This window comes from Streptomyces sp. NBC_01723 (assembly GCF_036246005.1).
Lineage (GTDB): Bacteria > Actinomycetota > Actinomycetes > Streptomycetales > Streptomycetaceae > Streptomyces.
The window spans coordinates 1,680,753-1,699,033 of record NZ_CP109171.1 but is presented as its reverse complement, the minus strand read 5'-3'; the positions used below and the strand labels follow the sequence as shown (position 1 = coordinate 1,699,033).

Here is an 18,281-nt window from a genome sequence, read left to right as displayed (position 1 = left end):
GGGGTGTTCCACCGATCACCACGATGAACGAGGTACGGACTTCATGAACGACCACATCCACTCCGAGGGCTCGGGCGAGGAGCACGACCACGGGGCGCTCGGCGACGCCGAGTACGCGCAGTTCATGGAGCTGGCCACCGACGAGGGCTTCGACGTCGAGGAGGTCGAGGGCGCGATCGAGGAGGCCGGGCACGGCCCGCTGCCCGTCCTCGCCGTCGTCGGCCGCCCCAATGTCGGCAAGTCGACCCTGGTGAACCGCATCATCGGCCGCCGCGAGGCCGTCGTCGAGGACAAGCCGGGCGTCACCCGCGACCGGGTCACCTACGAGGCCGAGTGGGCCGGCCGCCGCTTCAAGGTCGTCGACACCGGCGGCTGGGAGCAGGACGTCCTCGGCATCGACGCCTCCGTGGCCGCGCAGGCCGAGTACGCAATCGAGGCCGCCGACGCGGTCGTCTTCGTCGTGGACGCCAAGGTCGGCGCCACCGACACCGACGAGGCGGTCGTACGGCTGCTGCGCAAGGCCGGCAAGCCCGTCGTGCTGTGCGCCAACAAGGTGGACGGCCCGAGCGGCGAGGCCGACGCCGCCTACCTGTGGTCGCTGGGCCTGGGCGAGCCGCACCCCGTCTCGGCGCTGCACGGCCGGGGCACCGGCGACATGCTGGACCAGGTTCTGGAGGCCCTGCCCGAGGCGCCCCGCGAGTCCTTCGGCGGCGTCATCGGCGGCCCCCGGCGCATCGCCCTGATCGGCCGCCCGAACGTCGGCAAGTCCTCGCTGCTGAACAAGGTGGCCGGCGAGGAGCGCGTCGTCGTCAACGAACTGGCCGGCACCACCCGCGACCCGGTCGACGAGCTGATCGAACTCGGCGGCGTGACCTGGAAGTTCGTCGACACCGCGGGCATCCGCAAGCGCGTCCACCTCCAGCAGGGCGCCGACTACTACGCCTCGCTGCGCACCGCCGCCGCCGTCGAGAAGGCGGAGGTCGCCGTCATCCTCATCGACGCCTCCGAGTCGATCTCGGTGCAGGACCAGCGGATCGTCACCATGGCCGTCGAGGCGGGCCGCGCGGTCGTCGTCGCCTACAACAAGTGGGACACCCTCGACGAGGAGCGCCGCTACTACCTGGAGCGGGAGATCGAGACCGAGCTGGGCCAGGTGGCGTGGGCGCCGCGGGTCAACGTCTCGGCGCAGACCGGCCGGCACATGGAGAAGCTGGTCCCCGCGATCGAGACCGCGCTGGCCGGCTGGGAGACCCGCGTCCCGACGGGCCGTCTCAACGCCTTCCTCGGCGAACTGGTCGCCTCCCACCCGCACCCGGTGCGCGGCGGCAAGCAGCCCCGCATCCTCTTCGGCACGCAGGCCGGCACCAAGCCGCCGCGCTTCGTGCTCTTCGCCTCCGGCTTCATCGAGGCGGGCTACCGGCGGTTCATCGAGCGCCGGCTGCGCGAGGAGTTCGGCTTCGACGGGACGCCGATCCACATCTCGGTGCGGGTGCGCGAGAAGCGCGGCGCGAAGAAGAAGTAGCGGTCGTCGGACGCGAGAGAGGGAGACCCCCGCCGGGGGTCTCCCTCTCGCGTCCTGCTGGTGGCCGTCAGGCACCCCTGCGCGGGGCCGGTGGCAGCGCCGCCGGGACGTGCTGGGTCCCGACCCGCTGCCACACCGACTGCTGGCCGACGCGGGCGCTCTGGGCCCCCGCGCTGTAGGCGCTGTACGTGCCTCTGCCGCACGGGATGCTCCGGAAGGCGGTGAACCCCAGCTCCTCCTCACCGCTGCGATCGCCCGGCAGCGATCGGAAGGACCTGACGTACTCGGCGTAGAGCGCGTCGTAGATCGGCGTGGCCGAGGGGCCGCCATGGCGGTGGAAGGCGTCGTATGCGTACACGTATGTCCAAACGACCTCACGCTGGAAGGGATGCGGGCCAGGTGGCGGCCGCCCGGCACCCGCGTGAATCTCCGGTCAGGTTCCCGCCAGCGGCAGCGCCGCCGCGACCAGCTGTCCGCCCGCCGCCGCCTTGTCCAGCGCGTCCCGCAGCAGGTCCTCGCGCGGCTGCCGGCCGATCGAGCCCACCGGCGCCGCGAACATCAGTACCTGCTGGTGCTTGTTGGCCGCCGTGCGCCAGCCCTCGGTGACCTGGAGGGGCTGGTGTGCCTGCCACCAGGCCACCGGCCGGCCGCCGTCCGTGCCGGGCTGCAGCACCGCGTGCAGCTGGCCCATGGCGAGCAGCACCGACCAGCCGTGCAGCACGGAGGGCGTGGCGGCCAGCTCGGTGACCGGCATGAAGCCCTGTTCGATCAGCAGCGGCAGGAAGTCGTCCCCGGCCCCGGCCGTCCCGGGCCGCGCGATCGGCGCGGTCGGCTCCACCACGAGCGCCGGGTGCAGTTCCCCGGCGATCAGGACCAGACCGCTGGTCACGCCGAGCACCGCCTGCTCGGGGGCCTGCTCGGGCGGGGCGGGCCGCTGCCGCTCGGGCCGGGCGGCCTGGTCGGCGTTGATGGACCGCACGGCGCCCTGGAGCTGCTCCTCGGTGACCTTGACGACCTGGGAGGGCAGACAGCCGGCGTGGGCGAAGGCGAGGACGGCCGTCTCGTCGCCGATGAAGAGAACGGTGCTGGTGCGCTCCTGCTCGCAGTCGCCCGGGGTGCGACAGGACGTGCAGTCGTAGCTGCCCGGGGCGGACTCCCCGGCGAGCAGGCGGTCGGCTTCTTCGTCGCCGATCTCGGCGCGTACGTCGTCGCTGACGTCGAGCATGCGCGGCACGGGGGGCTCCCTCGGGATGCGGTGCGTGACCGGACCGGGTGGCTCCTGGTCCGTGGTCCGGGCGGGTCCCCGGCTCATGCAAAGACAACGGGCGATCTGTGGCGGGAGTCACGCCCCATGGCCAACGGAATCGAACCATGCGACGCGCGTGATCGTTCCCCGGCCACCCGCCCGGCGGTGCACCCAAGTGACCTGCGGTGGAAGGAGGTTGGGGCCGGACGCGGACCGTGATCGTCGCCGCTTGAAGTCGACAAATCATGAAATCGGTGAATGAATTGGGTGACTGGAAATGGCCGTGGTCCCGGTCGATACTCCGGTCGTGACCACATCGCAATCGGACACGAACAACCAGAAGGCGGGGTTCCGGGTCTAACCGGACGATGACAAGCCCAGGGAGGAACCGCATCGCATGACGCCGCCGAACCCACCGGCCGCGCTGCGCGCCGACTGCGTCGGCGACTCCGCGGGCGGCCTGACCTTCGACGTCGCCGCGCGCGGGAACACCGGGGCGGCCCTGCTCATCCTGCGCCGTCGCGACACCGACGCCGAGGAGACGGTCAGCCTGCCGCTGGCGCCGGCCGCCGAGGGTCTGCTGCGCGCCGCGCTGCCCAGCAGCGTCTCCCTGCCCGAGGGTCGCTGGGACGCCTACGCCGCCCTGTCCGACGGCGAGCCCCGGCGCCTGGTGCCCGGCGTCACCGACCTGCGCTCCCTCGCCGCCCGCACCCCCGGCGGGCTGCTCGGCCACGTCGCCGTCCGCATCCCGTACGCCACCCGGCAGGGCAACCTCACCGTCCGCAGCTGGCTGCGCGCCCCGCACGCCGAGACGGCGGAGCTGGGGCTGGTGAACGGCGGCCTGACCGTGCGCGGGCGGGTGTACGGCACGCAGCTGACCGCCGACGCCCACGCCGAGCTGCGGGCCAGGGCCGCCGCCGACGGGGACGGGGGCGGAGTGCGGCGGGTGGACGTCGTCGCCGAGCGGGCCGACTTCGACTTCACCGTGCGCTACGACACCCTGGCGCCGGGCGACTGGGACCTGTGGCTGCGGCCCGCCGGTGAGTCCGGCCCGGTCGTGCGCCTGGCGCGACTGCTGGACGACGTCGCCGACAAGCACCCGGTCCTCACCTATCCCCGTGCGCGGGTGCTCACCCCGGACGGCCCCGTGGAGGCCGGGCCGTACTACACGGACGACAACGACCTGTCGCTCTCCGTCGTCCCGCCGGCCCCCTGACCCTCGCCGGCGAGATGGGGAGAACCTGTGAGCGAGGGGTGTCTTTCCTGTGTCCCGTGTTCGGTCCGCGTAAGTGATTTCGAAGTCGCCCGCATGTCCGTTCGGGGATGTTCGGGTGCGGAATGCGGACCGGCCCAGGGGTGCAATGCGGGCCAATTGCGTCCGCCTATTCGACGGTCCGTCGCGACACGCGGTAATTCACCTCACCCGCTCGCGAAAGGCGTACGAAACCGTCCGTTCGTGTGACGGAGTTCCCGCAAAACGCGCACCGTGATCCTGTGACAGAAATGTGACCGTAGGTGCATCCGTGCCCTGTGTCGGCGGCCTGGGCTTCCCCGGTCCGGGGGCAGGGCATAGCGTGGCCGCATGGCACCGATTCCGACACCCCCGGCCGAACCCCAGGACAGCCCGGACGGCTACGTCGGCCTCGATTCCGACGAGGCCGAGCGGCTGGCGCGCGAGCGCGGCTGGTCGACGGTGCGGTCCCTGGCGCCGGGCACGATCATCACCATGGAGTACCGCGTGGGCCGCCTCAACTTCGAGGTGAAGGACGGCCGCGTGGCGCGGTCCTGGAAGGGCTGAGCGCGCTCAGCCGCCCGACAGGGGGCGTGCGGCCGGGGCCGTGTTGCGTGGGTGCCGGTCGGCGTGCGGCGGCCGTCGGCTCCCCGCAGGGGTCACCGGCGTACGGTCCGAGCGCGCCGTGTGCGGGCCCGGAGGCAGATGCGCCGGGGCGCGGGTGGTGCGGGACGGGGCCACCGGCTCGCGGGACGGCGCTTCGTCCCGGCCGGGGACCGGCGGGGTGAGGACCACGGGCGGGCCGGCCGGCCGGCCCGCGGCGTCCTCGCTGCCGCGGCGGGCGTACCAGCGGTCGCGCAGGCCGAGGATCCAGGCCTCGGCGCGGGTGATCAGCGGTTCGAACCAGGGCAGCGCCAGCAGGATCAGCAGTCCGGCCGCCCAGCCGAGGAGCACGTCGCTCAGCCAGTGCGTACCGAGGTAGACGGTGGACATGCCCACCCCGAGCGAGGTGACCGCCATCAGGGCCGACAGCCAGCGCCGCGCCCTCGGCGTCGAGGCCAGGTAGGCCAGGATGCCCCAGGTCACGACGGCGTTCGCGGTGTGACCGCTCGGAAATATATCGCCGCCGAGCCACATCTCGTTGGAGCCGATCGTGGTCGCGTAGTGCGGTCCCAGCCGGCCCATGCCGTACTTGGCGGCACCGACCGTGACGTTCAGCAGGAGCAGGGAGGCGCCGAGCGCGAGCAGCGGGCGCAGGGTGTGCTGCCGCCAGGAGCGCCAGCCCAGCCAGGCCGCGACCATCACGGCGGTGGGGCCGCGCTGGCCCAGCACGACGTAGTAGTCGACGAAGGCGTGGATCTCCGGCCACTGCTGGTAGGGCCGGAAGAACATGACCTGCCAGTCGAGCCGGACCAGCCACGAGCTGATCAGCACGGCCCACACGATCGCGAGGTAGAACGCGAGGGTTCCGGCGAACAGCGCGATCCTGTGCCGGCTCATCTCCGGCACGGCCAGGAGCGCCGGTCGTTCCGGCTCCCGGTCCAGTCTCGCGAACACCCGGTCCAGACGGGTGAGCTTCCGTTCGGTACGCACCCAATCGACGTTACAGCGAGTGAGGAGTGATCCCGGCCGAATCAACGGGTTTGTGATGACGATGTGATGTGGGATTCCTCTCAGGCGGCGCTTTATTTCCGGCGAATGCGCAATCCCCGCGGGTCGTGGGCTTCAATTCCTTTGATCGGCCCGGTCGGCGGTTTTATCGTGCTTATGAATTAGTTAACCGAATGCTGGTACGGAATTCTCCCTGCGGCCACCGGGCGCCCGCGGCCGGTCAGGGCGGTCCGGACCCGTTCAGCCAGAACGCCCCGTACACCGCCGACACCAGCGCGAGGCCCCCCACGGCAAGCGCTGACCTGGGCGTTCGCAGCTTGGCCAGAGCCACGGCGAGGGGCAGCAGCAGGGGGAAGGCGGGCAGCAGCAGCCGGGGCTTGGATCCGAAGTAGCTCGACGCGCACAGGGCGAGCACCACGACGAGGCCCGTGTACACCAGCAGCGCGAGCGGCTGCCGCCGCCGTACGCACACCACGTACAGCCAGACCAGCAACGCGACCCCGACGATCAGTCCCACGCCCGCCATGGCCCCCGGAAACGACGTGAACTTCCCGGCGACGAAGCGGGCGAAGGCCGCGCCGCCGTCGAAGCCGTTGCGCCAGCCGGCCTGCACGTCGAGATAGCCGAGCGGGCCCCCGCCGGTGCGGTGGCCGACCCACAGCACGTAACCGGCGGCGCCCAGGGGCGCGAGGAGCATGCCGAGCACGCGCCGTGCGCCGTCGCCCAGGGCGCGCTCCGGCCGGTGGGCGCCGTCCGGGAGGGCGTCGCTCCGGCTTCGCACGAATGCCGCGACCGCGGCCACCCACACCGCCGCCGTCACCGCGAGCCCCACCGGGCGGGTCAGCCCGGCCAGCGCGGCCAGCGTCCCCGCCGTCACCCAGCGCCCGGTCAGCACCGCGTACAGCGACCAGGCGGCCAGCGCCGTGAACAGGGACTCGCTGTACGCCATCGACTGCACGACCGCGACCGGCAGCACCGCCCACAGCAGCACGGCGCAGACGCCGACGCGGCGGCCGTAGAGGTGCTCCGCCACCGCGAAGATGCCCCAGGCCGCGGCGAGCGAGGCGAGCAGGCTCACGACGAACCCGGCATCCGCGTACGACAGGGGCGTCACCGCCGCCCCGAGCCGCTCCAGCCACGGCAGCAGCGGGAAGAACGCCAGGTTGGAATGGACGTCCCCGTTGGGCAGCCGCACCTCGTAGCCGTACCCCAGCTCGGCGACCCTCGTGTACCAGAGGGCGTCCCAGCGGGCCGTCAGCAGCGTGTACGCGCTCTTGTCGCGGGCGGCGCTCCACAGGGCCAGGGCGAGCAGGCCGAGGGCGCGTACGGCCGCGTAGCCCAGGAGCGCCGGGGCGGCCCGGCGCAGGACACCGGGGCGGTCCGCGGCGCGCGTCTCGAGATCGGTCACGGGCTCGATTATCGGCCGGGCGGGGCGGCGGCCCGTCGGCCGGGGCGGGCGGAACCGCGGCCGCGGCGGCACATGCCGCACAGGTCACGCGGGATGTGTGAGGCCCGCCACATGTGCGGTGCGCGCTCTCGCGTAATCTGGCCAGTCACTCGCGTTCCGTTGCACGGCCCGGAGACCTCCGCTCCTCTCCGGCGACCCGCAGGGGAGTCCCCACCCCGCGCAGCCCGCCGGACGCGAGGGAACATGGAGGTACGTACATGTCCGGTACGACCACGGCCGCCGCCGAGCTGCGCCGTCGGGCTGCCGGGGCCGGTGCCAACCGCTGGGTGGTCCTGGTCGTCCTCTGCGTCAGCCTGCTGCTCGTCGCCGTGGACGCCACGGTCCTCCACGTGGCGGTCCCCGCCGTCACCGAGGACCTCAGGCCCGGTGCGATCGAGCTGCTCTGGATCGTCGACATCTATCCGCTGGTCTGCGCCTCGCTGCTGATCCTCTTCGGCACGCTGGGTGACCGTGTGGGCCGCAGACGGATCCTGCTGCTCGGCTACGCGCTCTTCGGCGTCGCCTCCGCGCTGGCGGCCCTCGCCGACACCGCCCAGGTCCTGATCCTGGCCCGGGCGCTGCTCGGGGTCGGCGGCGCGATGATCATGCCCGCGACGCTGTCGATCCTGCGCCAGGTCTTTCCCGACCGGCGGGAGCGGGCGCTGGCCATCGGCATCTGGAGCGCGGTGGCCGCGGTCGGCGCGGCGGTCGGGCCGCTGCTCGGCGGGTTCCTCCTGGAGCACTTCTGGTGGGGCTCGGTCTTCCTCGTCAACATCCCGCTGATGCTGGTCAGCCTGCCGGTGGGGCGGCTGCTGCTGCCCGAGTCGAAGGGCGACGGGCGCGGGCCCTGGGACGTGGTCGGCGCGCTGATGGCGGCGGCCGGTCTCTTCGGGGTCGTCCTGGGCGTGAAGCGGCTGGGCGGCGGCGAACCGGTGGCGAGCCTGCTCACCGTGGTACCGCTGGTGCTGGGCGCGGCCCTGCTGGTCGGGTTCGTACGGCGGCAGCGGCGGCGTACGCATCCGCTGGTGGACCTGGAGATGTTCCGGCGGCCGGCCTTCAGCACGTCGGTGGGGTGCATCGTGCTGGCCATGCTGGCGCTGGTGGGCCTGGAGCTGATCGCGGCGCAGTACCTGCAACTGGTGCTCGGGCTGTCGCCGCTGGAGACCGGGCTGCGGCTGCTGCCGCTGACCTTCGCGGCGATGGCGGCGGGGCTGGCGGGCGCGCGGATGCTGCGGCGGTTCGGGCCGCGGCGGATGGTGTGCGCGGGGTTCTGCCTGACGGCCTTCGCGGTGGTGCTGCTGACGGCGCTGGGGCGGAGCGACAACTGCGCGCTGATGCTGTCCGGGTTCGTGCTGCTCGGGTTCGGTCTGGAGACGACGCTGTTCGGGGCGTACGAGTCGATGCTGAGTGAGGCGCCGCAGGAGCAGGCGGGTGGGGCGGCGGCGATCGGCGAGACGTCGTACCAGCTCGGGGCCGGGATCGGGATCGCGCTGCTGGGGAGCGTGATGAACGCGGCGTACGGGCCCGGGGTGGCGGGGGGTGTGCCGGGGGTGCCGTCGTCGGCGTCCTCTGCGGCGGGGCATTCGCTGGGGGAGGCGTACGAGGTTGCTGCGCAGCTGGGTGGGGCTGCGGGGGTTGCGCTGCGGCGGGCCGCGGGGGATGCGTTCGTGCACGGGCTGCATGTGACGTTGGTGGTGAGTGCGGGGTTGTTGTTGCTGGGGGCGGTGATGGCGTTGCGGTTGCCGCGGGTGATGCAGTGCGAGGAGTCGGTGTCGGTGCCCGCGCCGCGGGACGCGGCGGAGTCACGCGTCTCGGTGTGACCGCGGTTCCCTCCCACCCACGCACCACCCGTTCACCGCCAAGAGAGGGGTGCGGCGCCGGCGGGGGTGCGGCGCCGCCGGCGGGGGTGCGGCGGCTTGCGGTGGGTGGGTGGGAGACGCGTTCACCGTCGGCCGGGAGGCGGGCGCCCCCCGGGGGGCGTCGCGCCGTTGGCGGCTTGCGGCGGGTGGTTCGGTGCGCCCGCGGCCGCCGATGGTGGTGCACCCCCGCGGGCGACGTCCGCCTCCCGGTCGACGGTGAACGGGTGGTGTGTGGGTGGGAGACAGGGTGGACGTGCGCCACACTGCCGCGTAACGTCGGCGTCGAGCCGTAACTAGCACTGCTAGTTTTATCGTCCCGGAGGGTGTCCCATGGCCTCGTCCCCCAAGTTGCCCGCCTTCGACCCCGTCGACCCCCTCGGTATCGACGACCTCCTGGACCCGGAGGACCTGGCGATCCGGGACACCGTGCGGGACTGGGCCGCCGACCGCGTGCTGCCGTACGTCGCCGACTGGTACGAGCGGGGCGAGCTGCCCGGCATCCGGGAACTCGCCCGCGAACTCGGCGGTATCGGCGCGCTCGGCATGTCGCTGGAGGGCTACGGCTGCGCCGGCGCCACCGCCGTCCAGTACGGCCTCGCCTGCCTGGAGCTGGAGGCGGCCGACTCCGGCATCCGCTCCCTGGTCTCCGTGCAGGGCTCCCTCGCCATGTACGCCATCCACCGCTTCGGCAGTGAGGACCAGAAGCAGGCATGGCTGCCGCGCATGGCCGCCGGTGACGTCATCGGGTGCTTCGGGCTGACCGAGCCCGATCACGGGTCCGACCCGGCCAACATGCGTACCCACGCCAAGCGGGACGGCGGCGGGGACTGGATCCTCAACGGCCGCAAGATGTGGATCACGAACGGGTCGGTGGCCGGCGTGGCCGTCGTCTGGGCGCAGACCGAGGAGGGCATCCGGGGGTTCGTGGTGCCGACCGACAGCCCCGGCTTCTCCGCCCCCGAGATCAAGCACAAGTGGTCCCTGCGGGCCAGCGTCACCAGCGAGCTGGTCCTGGACGACGTACGACTGCCCGCCGACGCCGTACTGCCGGAGGCCACCGGGCTGCGCGGACCGCTCGGCTGTCTCACCCACGCCCGCTACGGCATCGTGTGGGGTTCGATGGGCGCGGCCCGCAGCTCCTTCGAGGCGGCCGTGGAGTACGCGAAGTCGCGGGAGCAGTTCGGGCGGCCCATCGGCGGCTTCCAGCTGACCCAGGCCAAGCTCGCCGACATGGCGGTCGAACTGCACAAGGGGATCCTGCTCGCCCACCACCTCGGGCGGCGCATGGACGCCGGCCGCCTGCGTCCCGAGCAGGTCAGCTTCGGCAAGCTCAACAACGTGCGCGAGGCCATCGACATCTGCCGCACGGCCCGCACGATCCTCGGCGCCAACGGGATCTCCCTCGAATACCCCGTCATGCGGCACGCGACGAACCTGGAATCGGTGCTCACCTACGAGGGCACCGTCGAGATGCACCAGCTGGTGCTGGGCAAGGCGCTCACCGGACTCGACGCCTTCCGGTAGGACGGGTCAGGTCCCGGGGGAGTCCGGCGTGGGGCGGGCGGGGCCGTGGTGAACGGCCCCGCCTCAGCTCTGGTTGAAGAAACCGTCGGAACGGTGCGCGGCGGGCTCGCCGCTGATGACCTGGGTGTCGGCCGGGCTGAGCAGGAACACCCGGGTGGACACCCGCTCGATCGAACCGCGCAGGCCGAAGATGAGCCCGGCGGCGAAGTCGACGACGCGCTTGGCGTCGGTCGCCTCCATGGCCGTCAGGTTCATGATGACCGGGACCCCTTCCCGGAACAGCTCGCCGATGGACCGTGCGTCCCGGAAGCTGTCCGGGGTGACGGTCGCGATGCGGCGGCCCTTCTCCTCGGCCACGTCCGAGGCCACCTTCACCCGCGGGTCCGTGACCCAGGCGTCCCCGGACTCGGTGCCCTCGGAGTAGTCGTCGTCGTAGTAGCGCTCGTCATCGTTGTCGTCGACGAGGCCGAGCCACGCACTCGCCTTGCGTACCGATCCCATGGACGCCTCCTCTCACAGCGGTCTTTCGTGCTTCCGCATCCCTATGGTCATCCATGATGCGGACGTCGCGCCAAGTGGATAGACGCCGCCCGGGGGGTTTGTGACGGTACTGGTGCACAGCGAATCCGTCGAGAGTCCTTGTGTCCCAAGGGTCGTTTCCCAAACGGCTGCTGACTGTGAGTGAAATATGATTCTTCGCGGCGGACGGGTGAGGCGGGGTGCGTACGGGTGAACGAGGGCTCGGTACGATGCCGCAGCTCAGCGTCGTACCAACCACGGGGGAGTGTCGTGTTCGGAATCGTCAGGCCTTGCAGGCACCGGCTCGGAGAGAGCCTCACGAGCCAGTGGATGGCGCATTTGTGCGGATTGTGTCTCGCTCTGCGCAAGGACCACGGCCAGTTCGCGCGGATCGTGACGAACTATGACGGGCTTCTTATATCGGTTTTGACGGAGGCTCAGGCCGGGAACGGTGGTGCGGGGGCCGGGCGGCGCACCGCCGGGCCCTGTCCGTTGCGCGGGATGCGTACCGCGTCGGTCGCGCACGGCGAGGGGGCCCGGCTCGCTGCGGCCGTCTCACTGGTGCTGGCCTCGGCCAAGGTGCGCGACCATGTCGCCGACGGGGACGGCCTGCTGGCGCGCCGGCCGGTGGCCCTCGCCGCCCGCCGGGTCGCCACCGGCTGGGACGCCGCGGGAGCGCGCGGCGGCAGTGCCGTCGGGTTCGACACGGCAGTCCTGGTCGACGCCGTGGACCGGCAGGGTGGCATCGAGGCTCTCGCCGGGCCCGGCACACCCCTGCTCACGGTCACCGAGCCGACCGAGACCGCCACCGCCGCCGCCTTCGCGCACACCGCGCACCTCGCCGGCCGCCCGCACAACGCCGAGCCGCTCGCCGAGGCGGGGCGCCTCTTCGGCCGGCTCGCCCATCTCCTGGACGCCGTGGAGGACCGGGAGGCCGACGCCGCGTCCGGCGCCTGGAACCCGCTCACCGCGACCGGGACCCCGCTCACCGAGGCCCGGCGGCTCGCCGACGACGCGGTGCACGGGGTGCGGCTGGCCCTGCGCGAGGCGGAGTTCGGCGACGGGCGGCTCGTGCACCGGCTGCTCGTGCACGAGTTGGGCAACTCCGTCGACCGGGCGTTCGGCACCGTGTCGTGCGCCCACGGCGGCCATCCGTACGCCCCTCCCGGCACCCCGGGCGCACCCGGTGGCCCCGGTGGGCCGACGCCCCCGGAACCGCCCCGGCGCGACCGGCGGGGGCTGCTCGCGGGGTGCGCGGTGTGGGTGGGGCTGGCCTGTACGTGCCAGCTGTGCTGCGGCACCTACCACGACCCGTGGAGCGGGGAACGCAAGGAGGGCTCGTGCGCCAACTGCGACTGCGGCGGGTGCGACGGATGCTGCAGCTGCTGCGACTGCTGCAGTAACTGCTGTGACGGCGACGGGTGCGGATGCGACGGCTGCGACTGCGGGTGCAGTTGCTGAGTGCGGCGAGGGGGAGGGGCACGCGTGGGTGAAGGCGGGAGACGGAACGTCAGCCCCGGGCAGTGACCGACGGGTTCGGGAGGTCAGGGCTGGGCAGGGGGTCGGCTCAACAGGAACAGGACCACACTCGACCGAAGTCGATGTGGGAGCGCGTGACCAGCCACTGCTGTGGATGCATGGGCCAAGTGGAACAGGCATCCGGTTCCGCGTCAACGAATTGAGACGCGTGGCTCACAGTGTGGACGCGCTTGACAGCCGACCGAAACACCGCCGTACTCTCGGCGGACGGTCCTGCTGAGGGGCTCGGCCGTGTGAAGGCACCATCCACCATGTCCGACTGACTTGATGTCACGGAGCCTTCGCATGTCCTCCTCCCACGTCCCGCGCCGGTTGCACCTGGCCGCCGCCCTCGACCGGCCGTCGGTGTACGACGCCGACGAGTACCTGGCGGCGGCGCGCCTAGCCGAACGCGGCACGCTCGACTTCGTGACGCTGGACGACGGCCTCGCCCGCCCCGGCCCCGACGCGTCGGCCGTCCTGGCCCGGGTGGCGCCCGCCACACGGCGCGTCGGCCTGGTCCCCACCCTCACCACCACCCACACCGAGCCCTTCCACGTCCAGGCCGCCGTGGCGACCCTGGACTGGGTCAGCCGCGGCCGGGCCGGCTGGCGGATCGAGGTGTCCACCACCGAGGGCGAGGCCCGTCTCTTCGGTCGTCGGCACGCCGCGCCCGCCGACGCGCTGTGGCAGGAGGCCGGCGAGGCCGCCGACGTGGCGGCCCGCCTGTGGGACAGCCGGCAGGACGACGCCGAGATCCGGGACGTCACCACCGGCCGCTTCGTCGACCGGGACAAGCTGCACCACGTGGACTTCACCGGCTCCGCCTTCTCGGTCCGGGGCCCCTCGCCCGTGCCGCGGCCCCCGCAGGGGCACCCCGTGCGCGTGGTGGACGCCACCGGCGGGCCGGCCCGCGCGGTCGCCGCCCGGTACGCCGACGTGGCCCTCGTCCGCACCGCGGACCCCGGCCGGGCCGCCGTGGCGCGGGCCGAACTGCGGGCGTCCGCGGCGGCGTACGGCCGGGACCCCGACGGTCTGCGGGTCCTCGCGGCCCTGGACATCGACCTCGGGTCCGGCGAGTACGCGGCCGACCCCGGCCACGGCGGAGGCGGCCCCCGGCCCACACCGCGCGGTCCGCTCTACCGCGGCGGCCCCGTCGACCTGGCCGAACTGATCGCCGCCTGGCACCGGGACGGCACCGTCGACGGCTTCCACCTGAGGCCGGTCGAGCCGCGCCGCGACCTGGAACGCCTCGTCAACGGCACCGTCTCCCTGCTCCGGCACCGGGGACTGTTCCGCACCTTCTACCCGGGCGGCACGCTCCGGGACCACCTGGGCCTGGCCCGGCCCGCCAACCAGTACGCCGTCGCGCGGGGAGCGTCATGACCGGACCCAAGAGGATGCACCTGGCCGCGCGCTTCCCGGGCGCCGGCCACCCGACCGTCCGGGCCGATCCGTGCTCGGGCCCGCAGATCGAGTTCGCCTCCTTCGAACACCTCGCCCGTACCGCCGAGCGCGGCCTGTTCGACTTCTTCCTCCTCGCGGAGGAGCCGCGGCCGGGCGAGCACGAGGGCCGCGTCCACGACCTGGACGTGGCCGGCCGCCCCGAGTCCCTGACCGTGCTGAACGCCCTCGCCGCCGTCACCGGGCGTCTCGGGCTCGCGGCCACCGCCGACGCCACCTTCAACGAGCCCTTCGAACTCGCCCGACGGCTCGCCACCCTGGACCACCTCAGCGGCGGCCGGGCGGCCTGGCACGTGGTGACCTCCTCCGACCCCTCGACCGGCGAGAACTTCCGGCGCCGCGGCCACCTCGACCGGTCCGAGCGGTACGTCCACGCCGCCGAGTTCGTGGCCACCGCGCGGGAGCTGTGGGACTCCTGGACCCCCGACGGCACCCCCCGCCCCTTCGCCCACCACGGGCGGCACTTCGACATCGCGGGCGAGTTCACCCTGCCCCGCTCCCCGCAGGGCCACCCGGTGGTGATCCAGGCGGACGACTCCGAGGAGGGCCGGGAGCTGGCCGCGTCCTCGGCCGACGTGCTCCTCGCGCGGCACGGCACGCTGGAGGCCGGCCGCGCCTTCTACGCCGACGTGAAGCGGCGCGTGGCGGCGTACGGCCGCGACCCGGACGACCTCAGGATCATGTCCGGTGTCACCGTGGTCCTCGGGGACACCGCCGCCGGGGCCCGCACCCCCGAGCAGGTCGCCGCCGAGCTGACGGAGTTCGTGGCGCGGGACGCCGCCGACGGCTTCGTCCTCGTACCGCACCCGGCCCCGGGCGGGCTGGACGAGTTCGTGGACCGGGTGGTCCCGTTGCTGCAGGAGCGCGGCGCGTTCCGTACCGCGTACGAGGGCGCCACCCTCCGTTCCCACCTCGGTCTGGGCGAACCGGTATGGAAGGGTTGATCCCATGACGACGGACGCATCCGACGAGTGGAAGCGGTGGCACGAACACCGCGTGGCGACGGTGTCGGCACCCTACGGGCCGCTCGCCCTCACCGGCACGCACTGGCTGGCGGACTATCCGGACGGGCAACTTCCGGACATCCCCGGGCGGTGGACGGAGGACGGCGACGCGGTGCTGCTGGCGGCCACCGGTGCCGACGGGCTCACCGTGGACGGACGGCCCCTCGACGGCGAGGTGCGGCTCACCGCCGACGCGGGGCCGGCCGGTGAGGCCCGGGTGGCGCTCGGGGAGCGGCGGCTGGTCGTGCTGGTCCGCGAGGGCCTGTGGGGCGTGCGCGACTTCGACCCGGCGGCCGGCCCGAGGCGGGCGTTCCGCTCCATCGCGGCCACCCCGTACGATCCGCGCTGGTCGGTGCCGGGACGCTTCACGCCGTACGAGACCGGGCGGCGCAGTGTGCGGGTGCCGAACGCGGACGGCAGGGAACGTGGCCTGGCCCTCGGCGGGGAGCTGGCCTTCGCCCTGGGCGGGCGGGAGCACACGCTCCAGGTGAGCGTTGAGGACGACGGTTCGCTGTGGGCGGTCTTCGCCGACGGCACCAGCGGAAGCACCAGTTACCGCTTCCGGTTCCTGCGCCCGGCCGCGCCGGACGCCGAGGGCCGTACGACGGTCGACCTCAACCGCGCGCTGCTGCCGCCGTGCGCGTTCGCCGAGCACTTCGTCTGTCCCTTCCCGCCGCCGGGGAACACGCTGGTGGTCCGTGTCGAGGCCGGAGAGCGGGAAGTGCGCTGAGGTTCAGCGGGGGTTGGTAAAGGTCGTTCAAAGATCAACGGCCGAAAGGCACCCTTGCGCCGACCGGTCGTTCGGCCGAATACTCCAACCTCAGCGCTTGTCAGGGGCACGACGCATCCGGAACCCGGAGGTCCGCCCATGGCTGCGCCTCACGGGCCCAACCCCACACGAGGGCCCCCGACTTCCCATGTGGAGGAACGAAAAGTGAGGATCAAGCGCACCACCCCCCGCAGCGGCATCACGAGACGGACTCGGCTGATCGCCGTATCCACCGGCATCGTGGCCGCGGCCGCCGTCGCGATCCCCAGCGCGACCGCGGCACCCGCCCCGGTCACCTTCAGCGCCGCCGAACTCAGCAGTGCCAGCGGCGCGGTACTCAAGGCCGACGTCCCGGGCACCGCCTGGGCCGTCGACAGCAAGTCCGGCCGGGTGCTGCTCACCGTCGACAGCACCGTCTCCCAGGCCGAGATCGCGAAGATCAAGGAGCAGGCCGGCGACAAGGCCGGCGCGCTCACGGTCAAGCGCACACCCGGCACGTTCAACAAGCTCATCCAGGGCGGCGACGCCATCTACGCGAGCAGCTGGCGCTGCTCCCTCGGCTTCAACGTCCGTGCCTCCAACGGCGCCGAGTACTTCCTGACCGCCGGTCACTGCACCGACGGTGCCGGCGCATGGCGCTCCAGCTCCGGCGGCACGGTCATCGGGCAGACGGCGGGCTCCAGCTTCCCGGGCAACGACTACGGCATCGTGCAGTACACGGGCTCGGTCTCCCGGCCCGGTACCGCGAACGGCGTGGACATCACCCGCGCCGCCACCCCGAGCGTGGGCACCACCGTGATCCGCGACGGTTCCACCACCGGCACCCACAGCGGCCGGGTCACCGCCCTGAACGCCACCGTCAACTACGGCGGCGGCGACGTCGTCGGCGGGCTGATCCAGACCACGGTCTGCGCCGAGCCCGGCGACTCCGGTGGTTCGCTCTACGGCAGCAACGGCACCGCGTACGGTCTGACCTCCGGTGGCAGCGGCAACTGCTCCTCCGGTGGTACGACGTTCTTCCAGCCGGTCACGGAGGCCCTGAGCGCCTACGGCGTCAGCGTCTACTAGTCCGGCCCGGTCGGCGGCACGACGAGCCCCCGTACACCAACCGGTGTGCGGGGGCTCTCCCGTGCCCGGGTCCGGACGGCTCCGCGCGCGGCCACCGCGTGTAGACGCACACCCGACGGCCGGAAGGCAAGGGGTGGTTTTCGGACAGTGCTGGGCCGGTTCGGCCGGCCTTCGGTTACTCGCCCGTAGCGTTTGCTGGTGCGTTCGCTCCGTGAATCCTGCTGGAAGGGACATGAATGGTGAAGGTCGTGTGACCACGCTGAAGTTGTCGTGCGCACGTCTCGAAGTCGACCTTGTGTGCTCCCTGTGGAATCGGAAGAGTTAGCGCTCGTCAACCAGCCTTCCGGTTCGCGAGGTCCCCACAACCTCCCGGGCCGACCCCCCCACAGGAGGACATGAGTTGAAGCACCGACGGATACCCAGGCGACGGGCCGCAGTCGTAGGCGCGGGCATCACCGCACTGGTCGCGGCGGGAGTCACCTTCCAGAGTGCGAACGCCAGTGAGGCCCCGCGGTCCGCCGCCCCCGAGACCCTCTCGGTCACGGCGGCCGGAAAGCTCGCCTCGACGCTCCTCGGCGACCTCGGCACCGACGCCGCGGGCACGTACTACGACGCACAGGCGAAGAGCCTCGTGGTCAACGTGCTCGACAAGGCCGCCGCGCAGACCGTCGAGGAGGCCGGCGCCAAGGCGAGAGTCGTGGAGAACTCGCTCGCCGAGCTGAAGAGCGCGCGCACCACGCTCACCGAGGACGCGGCCATCCCGGGCACGTCCTGGGCGACCGACCCGACCACCAACAAGGTCGTCGTCACCGCGGACCGCACGGTCTCCAAGGCCGAGCTGACCAAGCTGACCAAGGTGGTCGACGGGCTCGGCGCCAAGGCCGAACTCAAGCGCACCAAGGGTGAGTACAAGCCCTTCATCGCGGGCGGCGACGCCATCACCGACGGCAGCGGGCGCTGCTCGCTCGGCTTCAACGTCACCAAGGGCGGCGAGCCGCACTTCCTGACCGCCGGGCACTGCACCGAGGGCATCACCAGCTGGCAGGACTCCTCCGGCAACCAGCTCGGCGAGAACGTGACGTCCAGCTTCCCGGACGACGACTACGGCCTGGTCAAGTACAGCGGCGACGTGGACCACCCGAGCGAGGTGAACCTCTACAACGGCTCCTCCCAGGCCATCTCGGGCGCCGCCGACGCCACCGTCGGCATGGAGGTCACCCGCAGTGGCTCCACCACCCAGGTGCACGACGGCAAGGTGACCGGCCTGGACGCCACCGTCAACTACGGCAACGGCGACATCGTCAACGGCCTGATCCAGACCGACGTCTGCGCCGAGCCCGGCGACAGCGGCGGCTCGCTCTTCTCGGGCGACAAGGCCGTGGGCCTCACCTCCGGCGGCAGCGGCGACTGCACGTCCGGCGGCGAGACCTTCTTCCAGCCGGTGACGGAGGCCCTGTCGGCCACCGGTACGCAGATCGGCTGAGCACGCGCGGTACACG

16 protein-coding genes are annotated in these 18,281 nt (G+C 72.5%); 11 read left to right on the top strand and 5 right to left on the bottom strand.

Annotated features, from left to right (window positions below):
- Positions 1 to 43: 43 nt before the first annotated feature.
- Positions 44 to 1,522, top strand: a complete 1,479-nt coding sequence (gene der / locus OIE75_RS08085) for a ribosome biogenesis GTPase Der (protein WP_329470146.1) — start codon at positions 44 to 46, stop codon at positions 1,520 to 1,522.
- Positions 1,523 to 1,589: 67 nt separating this feature from the next.
- Here the strand turns inward: der and OIE75_RS08080 are convergent, their stop codons facing one another.
- Both OIE75_RS08080 and OIE75_RS08075 read right to left on the bottom strand, forming a co-directional pair.
- The gene (locus OIE75_RS08080; protein ID WP_307010928.1) at positions 1,590 to 1,880 is read right to left on the bottom strand and encodes a hypothetical protein; all 291 of its coding nucleotides are present in this window, start codon (positions 1,878 to 1,880) and stop codon (positions 1,590 to 1,592) included.
- 75 nt (positions 1,881 to 1,955) lie between these two features.
- Entirely contained in the window at positions 1,956 to 2,756 is an 801-nt protein-coding gene (locus OIE75_RS08075; protein WP_307010927.1) for a hypothetical protein, read from the bottom strand.
- A 409-nt stretch (positions 2,757 to 3,165) separates the two neighbouring features.
- Between OIE75_RS08075 and OIE75_RS08070 the strand changes: the two genes are divergently transcribed.
- Positions 3,166 to 3,984, top strand: a complete 819-nt coding sequence (locus OIE75_RS08070) for a hypothetical protein (RefSeq protein WP_307010925.1) — start codon at positions 3,166 to 3,168, stop codon at positions 3,982 to 3,984.
- Between the two features lie 366 nt (positions 3,985 to 4,350).
- Positions 4,351 to 4,566, top strand: a complete 216-nt coding sequence (locus tag OIE75_RS08065; RefSeq protein ID WP_161327356.1) for an I78 family peptidase inhibitor — start codon at positions 4,351 to 4,353, stop codon at positions 4,564 to 4,566.
- 6 nt (positions 4,567 to 4,572) lie between these two features.
- Here OIE75_RS08065 and OIE75_RS08060 read toward each other — a convergent pair whose 3' ends face one another.
- Positions 4,573 to 5,592 (bottom strand): phosphatase PAP2 family protein, encoded by a 1,020-nt coding sequence (locus OIE75_RS08060; RefSeq protein ID WP_307010923.1) that lies wholly within the window; start codon positions 5,590 to 5,592, stop codon positions 4,573 to 4,575.
- Between the two features lie 238 nt (positions 5,593 to 5,830).
- The gene (locus tag OIE75_RS08055) at positions 5,831 to 7,018 is read right to left on the bottom strand and encodes a glycosyltransferase family 39 protein (RefSeq protein WP_329470144.1); all 1,188 of its coding nucleotides are present in this window, start codon (positions 7,016 to 7,018) and stop codon (positions 5,831 to 5,833) included.
- Between the two features lie 257 nt (positions 7,019 to 7,275).
- Between OIE75_RS08055 and OIE75_RS08050 the strand changes: the two genes are divergently transcribed.
- Positions 7,276 to 8,877 (top strand): MFS transporter, encoded by a 1,602-nt coding sequence (locus tag OIE75_RS08050; RefSeq protein WP_329470143.1) that lies wholly within the window; start codon positions 7,276 to 7,278, stop codon positions 8,875 to 8,877.
- Between the two features lie 369 nt (positions 8,878 to 9,246).
- Positions 9,247 to 10,440 (top strand): acyl-CoA dehydrogenase family protein, encoded by a 1,194-nt coding sequence (locus OIE75_RS08045; protein ID WP_307010917.1) that lies wholly within the window; start codon positions 9,247 to 9,249, stop codon positions 10,438 to 10,440.
- Between the two features lie 63 nt (positions 10,441 to 10,503).
- Here OIE75_RS08045 and OIE75_RS08040 read toward each other — a convergent pair whose 3' ends face one another.
- Positions 10,504 to 10,941, bottom strand: coding sequence for a cell division protein SepF (locus OIE75_RS08040; protein WP_122617409.1), 438 nt, complete (start codon positions 10,939 to 10,941; stop codon positions 10,504 to 10,506).
- A 288-nt stretch (positions 10,942 to 11,229) separates the two neighbouring features.
- Here OIE75_RS08040 and OIE75_RS08035 point away from each other — a divergent pair, with 288 nt between their 5' ends.
- The 6 genes from OIE75_RS08035 to OIE75_RS08010 all read left to right on the top strand — a co-directional run bounded on the left by OIE75_RS08035 (position 11,230) and on the right by OIE75_RS08010 (position 18,265).
- The gene (locus OIE75_RS08035; protein ID WP_329470141.1) at positions 11,230 to 12,420 is read left to right on the top strand and encodes a DUF5685 family protein; all 1,191 of its coding nucleotides are present in this window, start codon (positions 11,230 to 11,232) and stop codon (positions 12,418 to 12,420) included.
- A 363-nt stretch (positions 12,421 to 12,783) separates the two neighbouring features.
- Entirely contained in the window at positions 12,784 to 13,863 is a 1,080-nt protein-coding gene (locus tag OIE75_RS08030) for an LLM class flavin-dependent oxidoreductase (RefSeq protein WP_329470139.1), read from the top strand.
- On the top strand, positions 13,860 to 14,885 hold the full coding sequence (locus OIE75_RS08025; RefSeq protein WP_329470138.1) for an LLM class flavin-dependent oxidoreductase: 1,026 nt from the start codon (positions 13,860 to 13,862) through the stop codon (positions 14,883 to 14,885). Before OIE75_RS08030 ends, OIE75_RS08025 begins: the two co-directional genes overlap by 4 nt.
- 4 nt (positions 14,886 to 14,889) lie before the next feature.
- Entirely contained in the window at positions 14,890 to 15,675 is a 786-nt protein-coding gene (locus OIE75_RS08020; protein ID WP_307010910.1) for a DUF1684 domain-containing protein, read from the top strand.
- A 204-nt stretch (positions 15,676 to 15,879) separates the two neighbouring features.
- Positions 15,880 to 16,782 (top strand): S1 family peptidase, encoded by a 903-nt coding sequence (locus OIE75_RS08015; RefSeq protein ID WP_307010908.1) that lies wholly within the window; start codon positions 15,880 to 15,882, stop codon positions 16,780 to 16,782.
- Between the two features lie 400 nt (positions 16,783 to 17,182).
- Positions 17,183 to 18,265, top strand: coding sequence for a S1 family peptidase (locus OIE75_RS08010; RefSeq protein ID WP_329470136.1), 1,083 nt, complete (start codon positions 17,183 to 17,185; stop codon positions 18,263 to 18,265).
- Positions 18,266 to 18,281: the final 16 nt, after the last annotated feature.